At 63.9% G+C, this 18,154-nt stretch carries 17 protein-coding genes; 4 read left to right on the top strand and 13 right to left on the bottom strand.

Going from position 1 to position 18,154, the window contains the following annotated elements; genetic code table 11:
- Nucleotides 1–60: 60 nt before the first annotated feature.
- The 6 genes from adh to eno form a co-directional block, all read right to left on the bottom strand.
- Complete coding sequence (gene adh / locus I6F20_RS04775; RefSeq protein ID WP_225125256.1) at nucleotides 61–1,578, bottom strand: aldehyde dehydrogenase; 1,518 nt, start codon at nucleotides 1,576–1,578, stop codon at nucleotides 61–63.
- A 267-nt stretch (nucleotides 1,579–1,845) separates the two neighbouring features.
- Nucleotides 1,846–2,805, bottom strand: coding sequence for a helix-turn-helix domain-containing protein (locus I6F20_RS04770; RefSeq protein WP_036009867.1), 960 nt, complete (start codon nucleotides 2,803–2,805; stop codon nucleotides 1,846–1,848).
- A 220-nt stretch (nucleotides 2,806–3,025) separates the two neighbouring features.
- On the bottom strand, nucleotides 3,026–3,343 hold the full coding sequence (locus I6F20_RS04765; RefSeq protein WP_025036496.1) for an FtsB family cell division protein: 318 nt from the start codon (nucleotides 3,341–3,343) through the stop codon (nucleotides 3,026–3,028).
- 178 nt (nucleotides 3,344–3,521) lie between these two features.
- The gene (locus I6F20_RS04760; protein ID WP_225112505.1) at nucleotides 3,522–4,073 is read right to left on the bottom strand and encodes an NADPH-dependent FMN reductase; all 552 of its coding nucleotides are present in this window, start codon (nucleotides 4,071–4,073) and stop codon (nucleotides 3,522–3,524) included.
- A gap of 202 nt (nucleotides 4,074–4,275) precedes the next feature.
- Complete coding sequence (locus tag I6F20_RS04755) at nucleotides 4,276–5,409, bottom strand: zinc-binding dehydrogenase (protein ID WP_225125255.1); 1,134 nt, start codon at nucleotides 5,407–5,409, stop codon at nucleotides 4,276–4,278.
- 46 nt (nucleotides 5,410–5,455) lie between these two features.
- Entirely contained in the window at nucleotides 5,456–6,739 is a 1,284-nt protein-coding gene (gene eno, locus I6F20_RS04750) for a phosphopyruvate hydratase (RefSeq protein WP_036009930.1), read from the bottom strand.
- Nucleotides 6,740–6,913: 174 nt separating this feature from the next.
- Between eno and I6F20_RS04745 the strand changes: the two genes are divergently transcribed.
- Together I6F20_RS04745 and queF are read left to right on the top strand one after the other, a co-directional pair.
- Nucleotides 6,914–7,891 (top strand): Vgb family protein, encoded by a 978-nt coding sequence (locus I6F20_RS04745; RefSeq protein ID WP_225125254.1) that lies wholly within the window; start codon nucleotides 6,914–6,916, stop codon nucleotides 7,889–7,891.
- A 112-nt stretch (nucleotides 7,892–8,003) separates the two neighbouring features.
- The gene (gene queF / locus I6F20_RS04740; RefSeq protein WP_192893427.1) at nucleotides 8,004–8,480 is read left to right on the top strand and encodes a preQ(1) synthase; all 477 of its coding nucleotides are present in this window, start codon (nucleotides 8,004–8,006) and stop codon (nucleotides 8,478–8,480) included.
- Between the two features lie 78 nt (nucleotides 8,481–8,558).
- On the opposite strand, the gene acmB is transcribed toward queF, so the two are convergent.
- Nucleotides 8,559–9,752, bottom strand: coding sequence for a methyl acetate hydrolase AcmB (gene acmB / locus I6F20_RS04735; protein ID WP_225125253.1), 1,194 nt, complete (start codon nucleotides 9,750–9,752; stop codon nucleotides 8,559–8,561).
- Between the two features lie 55 nt (nucleotides 9,753–9,807).
- Complete coding sequence (locus tag I6F20_RS04730) at nucleotides 9,808–11,448, bottom strand: flavin-containing monooxygenase (RefSeq protein WP_225125252.1); 1,641 nt, start codon at nucleotides 11,446–11,448, stop codon at nucleotides 9,808–9,810.
- Nucleotides 11,449–11,760: 312 nt separating this feature from the next.
- Between I6F20_RS04730 and I6F20_RS04725 the strand changes: the two genes are divergently transcribed.
- Nucleotides 11,761–12,648 (top strand): helix-turn-helix domain-containing protein, encoded by an 888-nt coding sequence (locus tag I6F20_RS04725; protein WP_036009887.1) that lies wholly within the window; start codon nucleotides 11,761–11,763, stop codon nucleotides 12,646–12,648.
- 199 nt (nucleotides 12,649–12,847) lie between these two features.
- Here I6F20_RS04725 and I6F20_RS04720 read toward each other — a convergent pair whose 3' ends face one another.
- Together I6F20_RS04720 and I6F20_RS04715 are read right to left on the bottom strand one after the other, a co-directional pair.
- Nucleotides 12,848–13,093: a cyclic nucleotide-binding domain-containing protein gene (locus I6F20_RS04720; protein WP_225125250.1), complete on the bottom strand. Its 246-nt coding sequence runs from the start codon at nucleotides 13,091–13,093 to the stop codon at nucleotides 12,848–12,850.
- Between the two features lie 60 nt (nucleotides 13,094–13,153).
- Complete coding sequence (locus tag I6F20_RS04715; protein ID WP_225125248.1) at nucleotides 13,154–14,242, bottom strand: cyclase family protein; 1,089 nt, start codon at nucleotides 14,240–14,242, stop codon at nucleotides 13,154–13,156.
- A 116-nt stretch (nucleotides 14,243–14,358) separates the two neighbouring features.
- Here I6F20_RS04715 and I6F20_RS04710 point away from each other — a divergent pair, with 116 nt between their 5' ends.
- Entirely contained in the window at nucleotides 14,359–15,432 is a 1,074-nt protein-coding gene (locus I6F20_RS04710) for a CobW family GTP-binding protein (RefSeq protein ID WP_225125246.1), read from the top strand.
- A 57-nt stretch (nucleotides 15,433–15,489) separates the two neighbouring features.
- On the opposite strand, the gene I6F20_RS04705 is transcribed toward I6F20_RS04710, so the two are convergent.
- From I6F20_RS04705 to I6F20_RS04695, 3 genes are all read right to left on the bottom strand, one after another.
- Nucleotides 15,490–16,698: an MFS transporter gene (locus I6F20_RS04705; RefSeq protein ID WP_225125243.1), complete on the bottom strand. Its 1,209-nt coding sequence runs from the start codon at nucleotides 16,696–16,698 to the stop codon at nucleotides 15,490–15,492.
- On the bottom strand, nucleotides 16,698–17,546 hold the full coding sequence (kdsA, locus tag I6F20_RS04700) for a 3-deoxy-8-phosphooctulonate synthase (protein ID WP_225125241.1): 849 nt from the start codon (nucleotides 17,544–17,546) through the stop codon (nucleotides 16,698–16,700). The genes I6F20_RS04705 and kdsA overlap by 1 nt, the downstream gene beginning before the upstream one ends.
- 113 nt (nucleotides 17,547–17,659) lie before the next feature.
- Entirely contained in the window at nucleotides 17,660–17,986 is a 327-nt protein-coding gene (locus I6F20_RS04695; RefSeq protein ID WP_225125229.1) for an NIPSNAP family protein, read from the bottom strand.
- Between the last annotated feature and the right edge of the window lie 168 nt (nucleotides 17,987–18,154).

The following is an 18,154-nucleotide window of genomic DNA, read 5'->3' as shown; positions in this document are numbered from 1 at the left end:
ACGCCAATCCCGACATGCGGAGCGGACGGCGCCGAAGCGGCGCCGCCCTCTCCGATCCGATCAGAAGAAGCCGAGCTTCTTCGGGCTGTAGCTGACCAGAAGGTTCTTGGTCTGCTGGTAATGATCGAGCATCATCTTGTGGGTCTCGCGCCCGACGCCCGACTGCTTGTAGCCGCCGAACGCCGCATGGGCGGGATAGGCATGGTAGCAATTGGTCCAGACCCGGCCGGCCTGGATCTCCCGGCCGAAGCGGTAGCAGCGATTGGCGTCGCGGCTCCAAACGCCGGCACCCAGGCCGTAGAGCGTGTCGTTGGCGATCGCGAGCGCCTCTTCGTCGGTCTTGAAGGTCGTGACCGAGACGACGGGGCCGAAAATCTCCTCCTGGAAGATTCGCATCTTGTTGTGGCCCTCGAACACGGTCGGCTGGACGTAGAAGCCGCCGGTGAGATCGCCGCCGAGATCGGCGCGTCCGCCGCCGGCCAGCACCTTGGCGCCCTCCTGCTTGCCGATGTCGATATAGGAGAGGATCTTGCTGAGTTGCTCGCTGGAGGCCTGCGCGCCGATCATGGTGGTGGGATCGCGCGGATCGCCCTGCTTGATCGCAGCGACGCGCTTGAGCGCCCGCTCCATGAAGCGGTCATAGATGTCGGCGTGGACCAGCGCCCGGCTCGGACAGGTGCAGACCTCGCCCTGGTTCAGCGCGAACATGACGAATCCCTCGATCGCCTTGTCAAAGAAATCGTCGTCCTCGGCGGTGACGTCCTTGAAGAAGATGTTGGGCGACTTGCCGCCGAGCTCTAGCGTGACCGGAATAAGATTCTGGCTGGCATATTGCATGATCAGCCGGCCCGTCGTGGTCTCGCCGGTGAAGGCGATCTTGGCAATGCGCGGGCTCGACGCCAGCGGCTTGCCGGCCTCGAGGCCAAAGCCGTTGACGATGTTGAGCACGCCGGCCGGCAGCAGGTCGGCGATGATCTCGGCGAAGACCATGATCGAGGCCGGGGTCTGCTCGGCGGGCTTGAGCACCACGCAATTGCCGGCGGCCAGCGCCGGCGCGAGCTTCCAGCAGGCCATCAGAAGCGGGAAGTTCCAGGGAATGATCTGGCCGACCACGCCGAGCGGCTCGTGGAAATGATAGGCGATGGTGTCGTGGTCGATCTCGCCGATCGAGCCTTCCTGGGCGCGGACGACACCGGCGAAATAGCGGAAATGGTCGATCGCGAGCGGCAGGTCGGCGGCGCGCGTCTCGCGGATCGGCTTGCCGTTGTCCCAGGTCTCGGCAATCGCGAGGCGCTCGAGGTTCTCTTCCATGCGGTCGGCGATCCGGTTCAGGACCGCGGCGCGCTCGGCGACGCTGGTGCAGCCCCAGGCGGACTTGGCGGCATGCGCCGCGTCGAGCGCTGCCTCGATGTCCTGCGCGTCGGACCGCGCGATCTTGCAGACCACCCGGCCGGTCAGGGGGGAGGCATTGTCGAAATATTTCCCGGAGATCGGCGCGACGAACTTGCCGCCGATGAAATTGTCGTAGCGTTCGGCAAAGGGCACTTTGGTGACGCTGAGGAATTCCACCTTGTTCATTGATCACTCCCGATGTTGCTGTTTGCGCTTGTCGTCGCCTGTTCGCGACTTGCGCCGACGATGATGCGGGAGGTGTTTTCTGTCAGCCCGGGCGGAAGCGATGGTGGGGCGGACCTGTCGCAGAACTGCGACAGTCGTGGACGAGGTAAGCGTGAGATGGAGCGCTCACGGCCACCCTACCGTCATTGCGAGCGCAGCGAAGCAATCCAGAGTCCCTCCGCGGAAAGATTCTGGATTGCTTCGCTGCGCTCGCAATGACGGATGAACTCAGTGGTTCAGCTCGAACCGCTTCAGCTTCCGATGGAGCGTGGCGCGGCTGACGCCGAGGGCCTTGGCGGCGGCGGAGACATTGCCGCCGGCGCGGAGCAGCGCCCGCTGCAGCACCGCGCGCTGGCCGCCGGCAAGATGATCGCGCGCGGCATCGCCGCCGAGAAGATCGGCCGCGGGCACCGGCCGCAACGCACCGCCGGGCGCGATGCCGAGCGCCAGCCGGGCGGAGCGCGTTGCGCCGATCACGAGATCGTCCGCATCGACCGCAACGAGGCCGCCGCAGCTTCCATCCGCCGCCTGTGTCAGCACGATGCGGGCATGGGCGAAGACCTTGCGAAACAGGTCGGCCTCGATCCGCCTGGCCGCCTCGCCTGCCGCGAGCGCGATCAGGCTGGCAAAGGCGTCGGTGCGGTCGGCGCGGCAGGAGGAGACGTCGAGCACGCCCGCGAGCGCCGCCTCGTGATCGTAGATCGGAACGGCGGTGCAGCTCAGAAGCGTGTTGCGCGCAAAGAAGTGCTGGTCGCGATCGATCGTCAGCGGACGCTGCTCGACGAGACAGGTGCCGATACCGTTGGTGCCCTCGTGCTCCTCGCTCCAGAGTGCACCGGTCCAAAGGCCCCAGGACTGAAACGTCGCATCGTCCGCCACCGTGCCGCGGCGATCGACCGGCACGCCCTCGCGATCGGCGAGCAGCACGCAGCAGCCCGCAGCGCCGACAGCCTGATAAAGCCGGTCCATGGCGCCCTGGGCGGCCGCCAGAAGCGGCGCGATGCGCTCGCGCGCCTGCTGCAGCTCGGCCTCGGTCAGCCGCATCGGCGCGGCGTGGCCGCCGGGATCGAGATGGTGCAATCGGGAGGAACGGCGCCACGAGGCCACGAGCGCGGACCGGGCCGCCTGGCCTGACGCGATGGCGGCCTCGACGCGGGCCGCGTGATGCCGGGGCATTGTCCCATTCATCACAGTTTCCTCCGGATATCGATTGTAGGACGCGCCGGTGCTCCCCGGTTGATCTGCGTCAACTTCAGCGCGCGCCAGCAAAGGCATGAGCCCGCCGCGGCGCCGCCGTCAAGGGAACCGCCCGGTTCGGGGGTTACGACCTTCGCAGGAGGAGGCAAAGTTGTGGTGGTCGGATGTCAGCAGCGACTTTCCCTGCGGCGTTCGAAAGCTGCGGATGCCGCTAGTTCGCCGGGATCATTCGAACGAGATCGCGCGGATGGACATAGTCGAGCTGGAAGCGCGCCCGCTCGTCCAGCATGTCCGGGTCGATCTTCTCGGACCGCAGCAGCGACACCCGTTGTTCGCTTCTGGCGCGCTCGCGCTTGAGCTGAGCCAGCTCGCTGGTCAGCGCGATGATCTCCTGGTCGAGCTCCTGGCGGGCGTTGAGACCGTATTTGCCGGTGTAGGCGTTGACGCCGAAATAGCCAACGATCGCCGCCGCCATCGCATAGAGGGCAAGACCGGTCAGGATCGATTTCAGGCGCGCGCGGGAGACCATCTTCGGAAGATGGGACAGGTTGGTTAAGGGAGTGCTAATTGCCAGAAAGAGGCACTATCCCCACGACGCGTCATGGCCGGGCTTGTCCCGGCCATCCACGTGCTTTGCCGGCGATAACGAAGAACGTGGATGCCCGGGACAAGCCCGGGCATGACGGAGCGTCGGCTTGGCCGGAAGCTCAGCCCTGATTCTTCGCCACATGCGCGGCGAAGGCGTCGATGTATTGCTGCAGCACCGTCTTGAGGGAGTCCTTGGTCAGGTTGCCGTCCGCATCGAAGGCATCGCCGACGCTACTGAGATAGATTTCCGGCTGCTGGAGGACCGGACCGGAAATGCCCGGCAGGATGTTCTGCAGATGCTTGGCCGCGCTGACGCCGCCGAGCAGCCCCGGCGAATTAGAGATGATGCCGACCGGTTTGCCGAGGAACGAGCTCTTGCCGTAGGGGCGCGAGGCGACGTCGATGGCATTCTTCAGAACGCCCGGGATCGAGCGGTTGTATTCGGGCGTGACGAACAGGACGCCATTCGACGTCTTGAGCTTCTCGCGGAAGGCGAGCCAGTCCGCGGGCGGCGCGCTCTCGAGGTCCTGGTTGAAGAACGAGATGCCGGCCGGCGTGATCACCTCGAGCTTGAGCGAGGCAGGCGCAAGCTTGGCGAGCGCATTGGCGATCTTGAGCGAGAAGCTGTCCTTGCGCAGGCTGCCAGCGATCGTGACGATGTTGTAGGCCATTGGGTGTCCTTGAAGGCTCGAGCGGAAATGCCGGAACGGCACTTAAGCCATCCGGGCCAATAGATGCAAGTGCATGAACTGGTCCGATTTGGAAACGCTGCGTTTCTGGAAATGGGTGCGCGCGCGCTTCATCCGGCCAAGATCAACAGCAATCAGGCCGCCAAGCGGCGGCCTGATGTCCGTCGGTAACGGTCCGAAGCGATCACTTGTTCGGGTTGATCAGGAATTTTTCGCCGGTGGCCCGCTTGGCGTAGACTGCGATATTGGCGGGATCGAGCGCCTCGGCGAGCGAGACAACCTTGGTGTAATGGCTGGCGAAGGTGGTTTTGAGCTCGGATGCCACGCGCTGGCGCAGGCGGCCGATCTCGGCCGGGCCGATGTTTTGAAGGAATGGCGTGAGCAGCCAGCCGCCGACGCCCCAGCTGAGCCCGAACGAGCGGTTCAGCTCCGTCGGCCGCGTGTCGAGGCTGCCATAGATGTAGACCTGCTTGTACACGTTGGAGCCGTAGCGGCTGTATTCCTTCGCGGTCTTGTTGGCCGCGATCTCCATCGCGGTCAGGATCTGGCTCGCCAGCTTGCCGCCGCCGATGGCGTCGAAGGCGATGGTGGCGCCGGTCTCGACCAGCGCGTTGGTCAGATCGTCCATGAAGCTGGGCGCGCTGGAATCCACGACGTACTTTGCGCCGATCTTGTGCAGGATGTCGGCCTGCTCCTTGTTCCTGACGATGTTGACGAGGCCGATGCCGTCCTTGATGCAGATCTTGTTGAGCATCTGACCGAGATTGGAGGCTGCGGCCGTGTGCACGAGCGCCTTGTGGTTCTCCCGCCGCATCGTCTCGGTCATGCCGAGTGCAGTCAGCGGATTGACGAACCAGGAAGCGCCGTCCGCCGCCGTGGTGCCCGGCGGCAGCTCCATGACGTCGCGGACCTTGAGCACGCGGTACTGCGTGTACATCGCGCCGCCGATCATCGACACCGTCTTGCCCATCAGGGCCTTGGCCGTATCCGACGATCCGGTCCGTATCACCGTGCCGGCGCCCTCGTTGCCGACCGGCAGCGACTGATCGAATCTCGCCGCCATCATCCGCATCGCCGCCTCCGGCATCGTGGCGGTGATGACCGGCATCTCCTTGCTGCCGGAGACCTTGGCGGCCGACATGTCGGCGGGACCGATCAGGAGCCCGAGGTCGGACGGGTTGATCGGGGTGGCCTCGACGCGAACCACGACCTCATCGTCGGCCGGCTCCGCGATCGGGACCGTCACGAGAGACAATTCCAGCTCGCCGCTCTTCTTGAGCAGCGAACGCAATTCCAGTCCGGTCTTGCCGTCACTCATGTCGATCCTCCCCTGTCCTTCTGTTCGCGCGGATCGAGACGCCGGCTTACGCCAGCGCCTTCAGTGCCGCCCTGCCGCCATAGAGCGCCTGCTTGCCGAGCTGCTGCTCGATGCGCAAGAGCTGGTTGTATTTGGCGGTCCGGTCGGACCTTGCAAGGGAGCCGGTCTTGATCTGACCGCAATTGGTGGCGACCGCGAGGTCGGCGATGGTGGAATCCTCGGTCTCGCCGGAGCGGTGCGACATCACCGAGGTGTAGCCGGCCTTGTGCGCCATCTCGACCGCGGCGAGCGTCTCGGTCAGCGTGCCGATCTGGTTGACCTTGATCAGGATCGAGTTGGCGCGGCCGGTCTTGATGCCTTCGGCAAGGCGCTTGACGTTGGTGACGAAGAGGTCGTCGCCGACCAGCTGGCACTTCTTGCCGATCAGGTCGGTGAGCTCCTTCCAGCCGTCCATGTCGTCTTCCGACATGCCGTCCTCGATGGTCACGATCGGATAGCGCGCGACGAGGTCGGCAAGATACTTCGCCTGCTCGGAGATCGAGCGGGTCTTGCCCTCGCCTTCATAGACGTATTTGCCGTCCTTGAAGAACTCGGTCGAGGCGCAGTCGAGGCCGAGCATGATGTCGGTGCCCGCCTTGAAGCCGGCCTTGCCGATCGCGTTCATGACGAAGTCGAGCGCGGCGTCCGCCGACGGCAGGTTCGGAGCGAAACCGCCCTCGTCGCCGACATTGGTGTTGTGGCCGGCCTTCTTCAATTCGGACTTCAGCGTGTGGAAGACTTCCGCGCCGTAGCGCAGGCCCTCGGCAAAGCTCGAGGCGCCGACCGGCAGGATCATGAATTCCTGGAAGTCGATCGGGTTGTCGGCGTGCACGCCGCCATTGATGATGTTCATCATCGGCACCGGCAGCAGGCGCGCGGAGGTGCCGCCGACGTAGCGATAGAGCGGCATGTCGAGCGAATTCGCGGCCGCCTTGGCGCAGGCCAGCGAGACGCCGAGGATGGCGTTGGCGCCGAGCCGGCTCTTGTTCGGCGTGCCGTCGAGGTCGATCATGATCTGGTCGATCTGGGCCTGCTGCTCGACATCGAGGCCGCTCAGGGCCTCGAAGATCTCGCCATTGACGGCGCCGACCGCCTTGGTCACGCCCTTGCCGAGATAGCGCGCCTTGTCGCCGTCGCGCAGTTCCACGGCCTCATGGGCGCCGGTGGAGGCGCCGGACGGAACCGCGGCGCGGCCGAGCGCCCCGTCCTCCAGCACGACATCGACCTCGACGGTGGGATTGCCCCGGCTATCGAGAATTTCGCGGCCGATGATGTCGATGATGGCGGTCATGATGTCCACTTCCGTTCGTTGGGGCTGATCGGTGCCGCGGGTCTTACACGGGCCGCAAGCAAATGTGAACGCTTGGACGCACGGCTCCGACTGACGCGAAAGGCGCCTCAGAATATGCTCGACCGCATCTGGTCCGCGTGCCCAACCTCAATCTCAAACAGTCGGGGTAACGCCATGAATCGCCGCCAATTTCTTGCTTCGAGTGCCGCGCTGCTTGCCGCCCGCCCAGGTTTTGCGCAGGAAGGCCCGTTCCGGACGAGATACTACCCGATCAGTCCGGGTATCGGCCTGCACGATCTCACGCCCGCCCCTGACGGCACCATCTGGTTCACGGCGCAGGGCAAGGGTCTGCTCGGCAGTCTCGATCCACGCGATGGCCGTTTCAAGACGGTCAGCCTCGGCCAGGGCGCAGCCCCACACGGCGTGACCGTCGGGCCCGACGGTGCGCCCTGGATCACCGAAGGCGGCCAGAACGCGATTGCGCGGGTCGACCCTGCCGATCTCAAGGTGACGCTGTTCCGCCTGCCGGAAAAGTTAGCCTCCGCCAATCTCAACACCGGCGTGTTCGACAGGGATGGCACCTACTGGTTCACCGGCCAGTCCGGCTATTACGGCCGGCTGTCTCCGAAGACCGGCGAGATGAACGTGTTCAAGGCACCGAAGGGGGTCGGCCCCTACGGCATCACGGTCACGCCCAAGGGCGATATCTGGTACGCCTCCCTCGGCGGCAGCCATATCGCGAAGATCGACCGCGCGGGCGGCAATGCGACCGTGGTCGAGCCGCCGACCCCGAACCAGGGGTCGCGGCGCGTCTGGTCGGATTCGAGGGGCCGGATCTGGGTCAGCGAGTGGAACAGCGGCCACGTCTCGGTGCATGATCCCGCGGACCGCTCGTGGAAGACCTGGAAGCTGCCAGGCGAACGTCCCCGCGCCTATGCCGTTTATGTCGACGACAAGGACAAGGTCTGGCTGACCGATTTCTCCGCCAACGCCATCGTGCGCTTCGATCCCGCCACCGAGAAGTTCAACGTCTTCGCCAGCGACAAGGCCAACGCCAATGTCCGCCAGCTCGACGGGCGGCCGGGCGAGCTTTGGGGCTGCGAGTCCGGCAACGACCGCATCGTCATGATCCAGACAATCGCCGCCGGTTGACGACGAGCCCGTTTGCGTCCATCCCGGCATCCTCTGGAGCGCGATCTTATCGCGCTCCTATTGCTTAATTGAGCATGATCTTTCGGAAAACCGGTGCCCACTTTTCCGGATCATGCTCCACAGGATGTTGACGACGATGGCGAAAAAGTCCCTCCAGCTCGGCCGCGCGGTCGAATGGCCGCACACGCCGGAAGAGGCCCAACTCGACCGCGTGCCCAATCCGCAGAAAGGCACGGATTATCTGGTGCGCTTCACCGTGCCGGAATTCACCTCGCTCTGCCCGGTTACGGGCCAGCCGGATTTCGCGCATCTGATGATCGACTACGCGCCAGGCGCTTGGCTGCTGGAATCGAAATCGCTCAAGCTCTACATCGCGAGCTTCCGCAATCACGGCGCCTTCCACGAGGACTGCACCGTGATGATCGGCAAGCGTATCGCGTCCGAGATCAAGCCGAAATTCCTGCGCATCGGCGGCTATTGGTATCCGCGCGGCGGCATCCCGATCGACGTGTTCTGGCAGACCGGCCGCGTGCCGAAGGGACTCTGGGTGCCGGAGCAAGGCGTGGCGCCCTATCGCGGGCGGGGCTAGGGCATGCTCGGTCACGTGTGACCATCAAGAGAAAACGGCCTCGGTCGACAGCGACGAGGCCGCTCTCGCAGCACGGTCCTAGCTTGCCAAGCGCTGCCTCAGGCTCTGGTAGAGCGCCGTCTCGAAGTTCATATAGCCGATGAATGATGTCGGATCACCGAAGGGCAGAATCTGGGTGGCCCAGAACCCGCCGACGTTGTTCTGCCGATCGATCCAGTAGAACAGGTTGGCAAGCCCGGCCCAGCCCAGCGCGCCGGCGGGACGTCCTGTCGGGGCTTCCTCGTCGTTGACCATGAAGCTCAACGCCCAGGATTTGGATTGGCCCGGAAAGAATTCCGCGTCGTTGCACAGTGACGGGATGACACCCGTGATCGGCGTTACCTTCCTGTCGCCCAGATGGTTCCTTTCCGCCATCCGAACGGTTTCGGCTTTCAGCACGCGGCCGTGTTCGCCAACCCCATCATTCAGCCACATGCGGATGAAACGCATGTAGTCGCCGAGCGTGCCGTACAGGCCGTGGCCGCCCATATGGACTTCGGGCTTTGCCGGAAGCTCGAAATCCATCGGCGCCAGGGACCCGTCGGCATTCCGCGCGTGGATGCCGGCCAGTTTCTGGCGCATCGCATCGGTCAGCTCGAAGGTCATGTCCTCGATCCCGAGCGGTTCGAAGATGCGTGTCTTGAAGACTTCACCGAGTCGCTTGCCCGTGATGGCCTCGACGATCTGGCCGCACCAGTCGAGATTTGTTCCATAGTCCCAGCGCTCGCCGGGATCGAACAGCAGCGGGGTCATCAGGGAGGCCTTGGTCGCGGTGATCACGCTGGGCTGCCCCTTCTCCTGCGCCAGCCGGTTGTAGGTGTGGTTGATGAAATCGTAGCTCAGGCCCGCCGTGTGGGTCATCAGCATGCGCGTGGTGATATCGCGCTTCGGTGCACGCAGGATCGGCTCGCCCGCTGCATCGAAGCCCTCGATCACCTGCAGCTTTCCGATCTCGTTCGCGTAACGCTTCGCGGGCGCATCGAGATCGAGCTTGCCCTCCTCGACGAGTTGCAGAACGGCCGTGCCGGTAATCGCCTTGGTGGTGGAGAAAAGGGCAAAGACGCTGTCGGTGGTCATGTCCGCCGGCCGATCGAGACGGCGTTTGCCGGCTGCGCCTTCATAGATGTTGCGCCGGCGGTCCGTCATCATCGCGACAACGCCGGGCACGCGCGGCGTGGATGTGACGACGCCGTCGAGAACGGCATCTGCCGTCGCGCCAAAATTCATGATCATGATCGTCCTCCCGTGCTGGATTGTTTGATGTGGTCGACGCTCGCGTCGCGAGCGCTCATTGCATCGCGAAGCCCTCGTAACCGTTCACCGCGACCTCGTCGCACTTCTGTCGATACGCGCCGACGCCGCCGCAGTACGACAGGACACGGCGCGGCTTGCCTTCGACGTTCGAGCCCAGGTACCAGGAATTGGTTTTCGCGATCAGCGTCGCGTTTGCGATCTCATCGTGATGGGCCACCCAGCTGTCCTGGGCGTCCTTTGTCGGCTCGACCATCTTCAGATCCTTGCTGCGCATGTACTTGATGCAGTCATCGATCCATTCGACCTGCTGCTGCAGGCACGTGGTCATGTTGCACAGCGCGGCCGATGGAGCGAGCGGAACGGCGGTCGTGAACAGGTTGGGATAGCCGTGAACCTGCAGGCCCATCGTGGTGCGGATGTCCCTGCCCCAGTCCTCCCTCAGCGATCGGCCGTCGCGGCCCCTGATATCGATGCGCGTCAAGGCACCGGTGCCGGCGTCGAAGCCGGTTGCTAGGATAATGACATCCAGCTCATGGACCGTACCGTCAGCGGTCTGAATACCAGTGGGCGTGACGCGATCGATCGGATTGCTCTTGACGCTGACGATCTCGACGTTGGGGCGATGGAAGGCCTCGAGGAAGTTCTGCTCGAGCGGCACACGGTGCGTTCCGAAGCCATAATCGGCAGGAATCAACGCATCGCACAGTTTCGGATCCCCGAGCCGCTCGCGCATCTTCCCGCGCACGAATTCGGAGATCTCGGCATTGACCTCCGGGTCGAAGAACAGCTCGGCGAACGAGGATATCCATAGCTTCAGAGAACCGTCATTCCAGCAGGCCTCGATCACCGCGCGGCGGCGCTCCGGCGTGAGGTCTGCCCAGGCGTGCTCGAAGTCGTATTCAAAGCCGGTGAATGTGCGCGGCAGGCGTTCGGTGAGTGACTTGAATCTCGACTTGTAGTCCTCGACCTCCGCGGCCCCAAATTTCGGATTCTTCATCGGGATGATGTATTGCGGCGTGCGGATGAACACCTTGAGATGGCCGACATCGCCGGCGATCGTCTGGATGACCTGGATGCCGGTCGCACCGTTGCCGATGACTCCGACGCGCTTGCCTGCGAGGTCGACAGGTTGCTCCGGCCAGCGCGCCGTATGGAACAACCGTCCCTTGAAAGTCTCCTGCCCCGGAAACGACACGTAGGGAGCCGACAGCATGCCGCAGCAGGTGACCAGAAACTGGGTGTCGATCACGTCGCCCCGGTCGGTCGTGACCAGCCAGCGCTGCGTGGCCTCGTTGAAGTGCGCGCTCTTGACCGTCGTACTGAACTGGATGTCCTTGCGCAGATCGAGACGGTCGGCGACGTAGTTCATCCAGCGCTCGATTTCGGGCTGGCCCGGAAACTTCTCGCTCCAGCTCCAATCCTTGTAGAGCTCCTCGGAGAAAAGATACTGATAGATGTAGGCCTCGGAGTCGAAGCGCGCGCCGGGATATCGATTCCAATACCACGTGCCGCCTACGCCTGACGCGGCGTCGATCCCCCTGACGCTCAATCCCTGCTCGCGCAGACGATAGAGTTGATAGAGCCCGGCGACGCCGGCTCCGACAACCACGGCATCGAATCTCGCTGGTCCATGCGAACCGTTGCTTCCATTGGATTTGGTCAGGGCTTCCGCCATTTCTTCCTCCTCGGTGATTTTTGAGTGCGCACGACCTTCCCCATCCGTCATACGATCGGATGGTGGTGCAGCGCGTCATTGTTGATCCCATCAGTGCGGGACGGGGGAAGCTATGAGTATTCCGGCGGCTGGAGCTTGAACAAATCGGACAATTCTTTGAACGAAGCCGGACGTCCGTTGCCGGTTCTGCAGTTCGGCAACGCGGCTCGCTTGGCAAATGGCAAAACCGGCTTATGCTCGTCTCCGCCGTTCGGCCAATGAGAAGCAGAAGCGGTCAACCGCGCCTTAGAATCAGGGAAGGAGTCGCGCGCGATGGGCCAATTAATCACGGTTGAGGAGCTCCCCCGCTACGCTCCCGGCCAATTGATGCTGGACAGTTCCGCCGTGGGCAAGGCTGACTTTCGGTTGCGCGTCTTCCGCTATGCGCCGTCCGACATCTGGGTGCCGCCGTCCGAGAATTTCCTGATCGTCGTCTATCGCGAAGGCACCACGTCAATGAACCGCCGTGTGACCGGCGCGTGGAAGCAGGATCACGTCGGACGCGGTGTCACAACCCTGCTGACACGTGCGGAGCCTTCGAACTGGCGCTGGAGCAATGACCTCGAAGTCAGCCATTTCTACATCTCGCCGAGCCTGATGACGAAGACCGCGAGCGAGGCATTCGACCGCGAGTCAGACGGCGTCGAACTCCACGATCTGCTCAGGATCGAAGATCCGGTGCTGACCTGGATCGGTGACCGGATGGTGCAGGAAGTGTCCGAAGGCGGCCCGGGCGGCCGGCTCTGCTACGATGCGCTGGCACTTCAGGCGAGCGTGCACATCTTGCGAAAATACGCCTCGGTGGAATTCAAGCTGCCCTGTCCGCAGGGGCGCTTCAGGCCAGCGCATGCAAGGCTGATCGAGGACTATGTCGAACAGAACATCTCCAGGAACATCACGCTCGAGGAGCTAGCCAACATCTGCAACTGCTCGCCGGTGCAGTTCGCGCGCAAGTTCCAGGTGCACTATGGCATGCGGCCGCATGCCTATGTCCTGAGCCGCAAGGTGGAGCGCGCCCGCCAACATCTGCGCAAGGATCGGCTCGCCCTGAAGGAAATTGCGCTCTTGAGCGGATTTTCCGATCAAAGCCATCTCAATCGGATTTTCCGCAGACACATGAACGTCACGCCGGCTGAGTATCGCAAGAGCTGCGCGAGCTAGCCTCCTCCGCCCAGTGTGACGTGGACGAAGTGAGACAGCCCCCACCCGTGTTCCGCGCAAGGTGCAGCGCGAAACGCTGCGCCCCGCACAGCCGGGACCGAGCGCCACGAATTCCGGACCCCGGATCAGCAACGCACCACGCCGCAAGTGCGGCGCGCTGCGTCGCATCAGGGGAACGAAAAACAATGTCTCGGTATAGTCAGTAGGCGCTCAGCAAATCCACCTTGGCATTCGCCAGCACCAGCCGCCGCGCCAGGATGGCGGCAAGATTGCGCATGATCTTCAACGACGTTTCCGGGTGCAGGCGGCGGTAATCGGCAAAGCTGTCGAGCGGCAGTTCGAGGCAGGTGACAGGCGTGTCGGCGAAGACGTCGGCGCTGCGGCTGTGCTCCAGGATCGCCATCTCGCCGAATTCCATGCCGGGACCATGCGAGGCGAGCCGCACGCCGCTCCGCAGCTCGCGTGGTGGGCGGGGACGTCCCGCCCACCCGCTTTTTTATCCGCCTCAGGTGATCGCGATCGGACAGCCATTGCTGCCGGTCGCGCCTTTGATCGGCGACGGCGTGAAGCAGTAGACGAACTGGTACTTCTTGTCGGCAATCAACTCGTCGAAGATCAGGTTCTCGTGGTTGAGAATGCCGTGCTTGGTCTGCAATTCGGCGTGAACCACGAAGGCGAGCGACTTGTCGGGATTGGGCACCACTTCGACCGCCCAGGTGTCGGCCGCAGTCAGCGCGAGATCCTTCTCGATGATCCACTTCGCGGCATCGAGGCCGATCCCAGGCTCGCCGCTATTGTAGCGATCATTGTTCTTCATCCACAGGGAGCCCCAGCCGGTGTGGAACATGATCGCATCGCCCGGCTTGATGTCGCTCTCCGCGATGCTTTGCTTCGCCAGCGCCGCCTTGATATCGGCCGAGGTGATCTCTTGGCCCGCATCCATCATGCCGCCCTTCAGCGCGACCATATCGATCAGGTGGGCGCGTGTGAACAGCGGCTTGAGCTTCTCGGTGCCAAGCTTCTTCAGGCCGTAGGCGTCGCCGATCTCAGCGGCAGTGAAGCCGTTGTAGAAGCGCATCTCGCTCTTGTCGCCGTCCTTGCCCAACTGGATACCGATATGGCCGAGCCCGTCGAATTGTGTGCCGGTCTGGCCGATTTCGGTGGCGAGAAACTCGTCGTGATAGACGAGCTTGTTGTCGCCGAACGGGCCGCCAGTCGGCCCGCCGGGAATGCGCAACGAAAATGCGCGGGCGCCGAACAACGGCATGCCTTGCTCGTAAACGCGGCCGATCTTGTAGATCTTGCCATCCTTGATCCACTTCACGGCATCGAGAACCTTCGCCGGCGTGATGTGGTTCGACGCGCCAGCCTCGTCGTCCTTGCCCCATTTCGAGGGCCACCAAGGCTTGTCCACGCCCTTTGGCATCGCCGGCGTTTGGGCTTGGGCCGCGGTGATCGGTGCGAGTGAGAACTTGCCGTGCATCGCACCTGCGAATGCCGCCCCAGCCGCACCAGCAAGGCCTGCCGTGCGCAGCAAGGTCCGCCGATCGGTCGCGGCACCGCCCTTCTCTTCATCGCCTTTGGCATCGTCCATCGTTTCCTCCCGGGTTGTGCCCGCTGAGATCGGGCTTAAGATCCTGTTTTCGGAATGCTCGTCCTCCATTAGGCTGTTGTCCAGCGACAAAAATAAGACCAGGGTTGAGGACGCCGATGAGCCTTTTCGAGAGCGACAAATCCGCTGAGCGGACTCCGGTGTCACTGATCACCGGCTTTCTTGGCAGCGGCAAGACCACACTGCTCAACCGCCTGCTGCGCCACGACGCGATGAAGGACAGCGCCGTCATCATCAACGAATATGGCGAGGTCAGCCTCGACCACCTCCTCGTGGAACGCGTGGACGGCGAAGTCGCCGTGCTTGCGAGTGGTTGTATTTGCTGCACTATTCGCAGCGATCTGGAAGAGACCCTGCGCGCGCTGTTGGTGCGCCGCGATCGTGGCGAGGTCCCGCCGTTCCGCAGGATTCTGGTTGAGACAACGGGGTTGGCTGACCCCGCCCCCATCGCTCAGCTGCTGCTGAACAACCCTTTGGTCTCGCATTTCCTTCGGCTAGACACCGTGGTGACCACCGTCGACGCGGTCAATGCAGCGCGGCAGCTCGACCGCCAATACGAGGCGGTGAAGCAGGTCGCGCTCGCTGACCGGCTGCTGATCACGAAGCGCGATTTGGTCAACGATACTGACGCACTGGACTTGCGGCTTCGTCGGCTCAATCCCAGCGCCAGGATCGAGAACGTGGCGCATGGCGAGGTCGATCCGGCTCAACTGTTCGGCGCCACCCTCATTGACCCCGAAAAGAAGACAGCCGATATCGAGCGCTGGCTCAACGAGCAGGCGTTCGCCGACGTCGCCAAGGCTGCACATGAGAGCGGCCACCATCATGATGACGGTCATGCCCATCACGAGCATCATAGCCACGATGCCTCGATCCTTAACTTCATGATCGCATTCGACGATCCCCTTGACTGGATGGCCGTATCGCGCTGGCTCGCGCATCTGCGCGCCACCCGGGGCGAGGACCTCTTGCGGGTCAAGGGCATCTTGAATCTTCGCGATGAAGAGACGCCGGTCGCGGTTCATGGCGTCCACCACGTCTTCCATCCGCCGGTGGCGCTTGCAAAATGGCCCCATGCTGCCGACCGCCGTTCGCGCATCGTGTTCATCACCCGTGGCATTACGCGTCACGAGGTGCTTGACCTCTGGCAGGAGGCCTACGCGAGCGCCTGAGCGCCACAAGGACTGCTTGCGAAGCTTTTTGAGAGGGCGCTTCGTCCGGACGCGCCCTCAGACGCGCGCATCTGACGGCGCCCGCTGCTTGAGCAGCCGCGCGCAGACGAGGCCGAGCAGCACCATGATCGCGGCGCTCGCCGACAGGGTCGCCATCTTGCCGGCATGCTGGAGCCCGAAGCCGTAGGCGAGCGGCCCCACCGTCTGCCCCATGAAGAAGAAGAACGAATGCAGCGACATTGCGGTGGCGCGCGCCTCGACCGAGAGCTCGCTGGCGAAGACCTGGAGACAGCCATGGGCGATGTAGAAGCCCCAGCCCATCACGACGAGATTCAGCGCCTGCACTTCCCAGCGTGGACCGAAGGCGACGGCGATGAGCTGTGACGCCACCAGCGTCATCCCTGCGATCATCATGCCCTTCACGCCGAGCCAAGGCAGCAGGCGCGACACCGTCAGCGTGTAGAACAGGCCGCCGACCGCAAAGCCGGCGATGACGATGCCGGCGATCGACAGCGAGGTCTGGCCGAGCTCGAACAGGAACGAAGCGATGTAGGGAAACAGGCCGAGCACGCAGCAGCCTTCGATGAACACCGCTGCGTAGCAGACATAGGCATTGGGATTGGTGAAGATGGTGCGATAGCCGGCCTTCAGCGCCGACAGGCTCGTCTTCGGCGGATGCTTGACCTTGGCGCCGCGAAAGCCGGCCGCGACCGCGATCGATGCGATGATCACGAGGACACCGAGCACCGCCAGCACGCCGCGCCAGCCGAGGAAATCACCGATCAGGCCTGAGGCCGAGGCGCCGAGCAGATTGCCGGTCATGGCGCCGGCGAGCGTGCGGCTGATCGCAACCTGACGTTTCTCGGGACCGACGAGATCGCTGGTCAGGCTGAGCGCCACCGGAAATACGCCGCCGGAGCCGATGCCCGCGAGGATGCGGGTCGCAAACAGAACCGAGAACGACGTCGAGAATGCGCCCAGGATGTTGGCGAGGCCGAGCAGCGCGAGGCAGCCGATCATCAGCCGCGTCTTGCCGAACAGGTCGGCGGCGGCCCCGATGATCGGCTGGATGATCGAGAAGGTGAAGGCGAACACCGCGGCAAAGCCCGCGGCGGTCGCGATGCTGACGCCAAAATCGTCGGCGACGTGCGGCAGCACCGGATCGAGCGCGCGCGCCGACAAGGCGGCGGCAAAGCTTGCGCCTGAGATGACGTAGAGCGCCGCCGGCAAGCCGTGATCTTGCGGCCCCGCCTCGCTCTGCTGCATCAGCGCGGATTCTTTGCCAGTGCGTCGAACGCCATCAGCCGGGCGATGAGCCCTTCGAACTCGCGCAGCGGCACCATGTTAGGACCGTCGGAAGGCGCGCGATCGGGATCGGCATGGGTCTCGATGAAGACGCCGGCAACGCCGACCGCGACAGCTGCACGCGCCAGCACCGGGACGAATTCGCGCTCGCCGCCCGAGGACGTCCCCTTCCCGCCCGGCTGCTGCACCGAATGAGTGGCGTCGAAGATCACGGGCGCGCCGGTGGTGCGCGCCAGGATCGGCAGCGCGCGCATGTCGGAGACGAGCGTGTTGTAGCCGAAGGACGCACCGCGCTCGGTGACGAGCACGTTGGAATTGCCAGCGCTCGTGATCTTGGTCACGACATTGGCCATGTCCCAGGGTGCCAGGAACTGACCTTTCTTGACGTTGACGACCTTGCCGGTCGCGGCCGCCGCCAGCAGCAGATCGGTCTGCCGGCACAGAAAGGCTGGAATCTGCAGGATGTCCACAGCCTGCGCCACCTCGGCGCATTGCGCGGCTTCGTGCACGTCGGTCAGAACAGGCAAGCCGAGCGAGGATCGGATTTCCGCGAAGATCGGCAGCGACTGCGCAAGACCCAGCCCGCGCGCCGCCGCCGCGCTGGTGCGATTGGCCTTGTCGAACGAGGTCTTGTAGACGAGGCCGATGTTCAGCCGCTCCGCGATCTCCTTCAGCGCGGAGGCGACCTCCAGCGCATGCTGGCGGCTCTCGAGCTGGCAGGGCCCAGCAATGACCGCGATCGGCAAATCATTGCCGAACTTGACCCTGCCGATGGTGACGACCGGCGCCGCTGAATTCGAAGAGCTCAAGGCACATCCCTCGTTTCGGCGCGACCATAGCCGGCATGAGGGTCGGATCAACCCTCTTCCGCCCGGACGGTCCGAATATCAGGGTTGCGCCAGGGTTCCCTGCCCGCTGCCTGCTACTTCACCGCCGAGAAGGCGGTCGGGGTCAGGATCTGGCTGACGATGTTAGCGACGATCTGGCCGTCGGCTTCGCTCTCGGCGCGCGCCTTCATCCAGTCCGGATCGGTCATGAACGCGCCCCACTTCTTCTCGCGCTCGGCAAGCGAGTCCCAGGCGAGGAAATAGGTCAGCTCCTGGTTGGATTCGCCGATCAGGGTGGTGAAGAACCCGGCCTGCTTGATGCCATGCTTCTCCCAAATCTTGAGCGTGGCGGTCTCGAACCGTTTGAGCAATGCCGGTAGGCGGCCGGGCACGCAACGATAGACGCGCATTTCGTAGATCATTCTTGCTCCCTCCCTGACAGGAGCGGCGGTTATACCCGCTGGCCACAACTCTGTCTTGAGCCTCACCCGGGGCCCCCTCATGGCGTTCCGCGCATAGCTCGATAGCGCGGGGCCGGCGCTCTTGATAATGTGCAGGCTCGGTCAGGGCGCATCAGCCGCCGACGGCCC

It is taken from the genome of Bradyrhizobium sp. IC3123 (assembly GCF_020193625.1).
Taxonomy (GTDB): Bacteria; Pseudomonadota; Alphaproteobacteria; order Rhizobiales; family Xanthobacteraceae; genus Bradyrhizobium; species Bradyrhizobium yuanmingense.
Note: the sequence above shows the minus strand (reverse complement) of the source record. Positions and strands in the feature narration are given on the sequence as shown.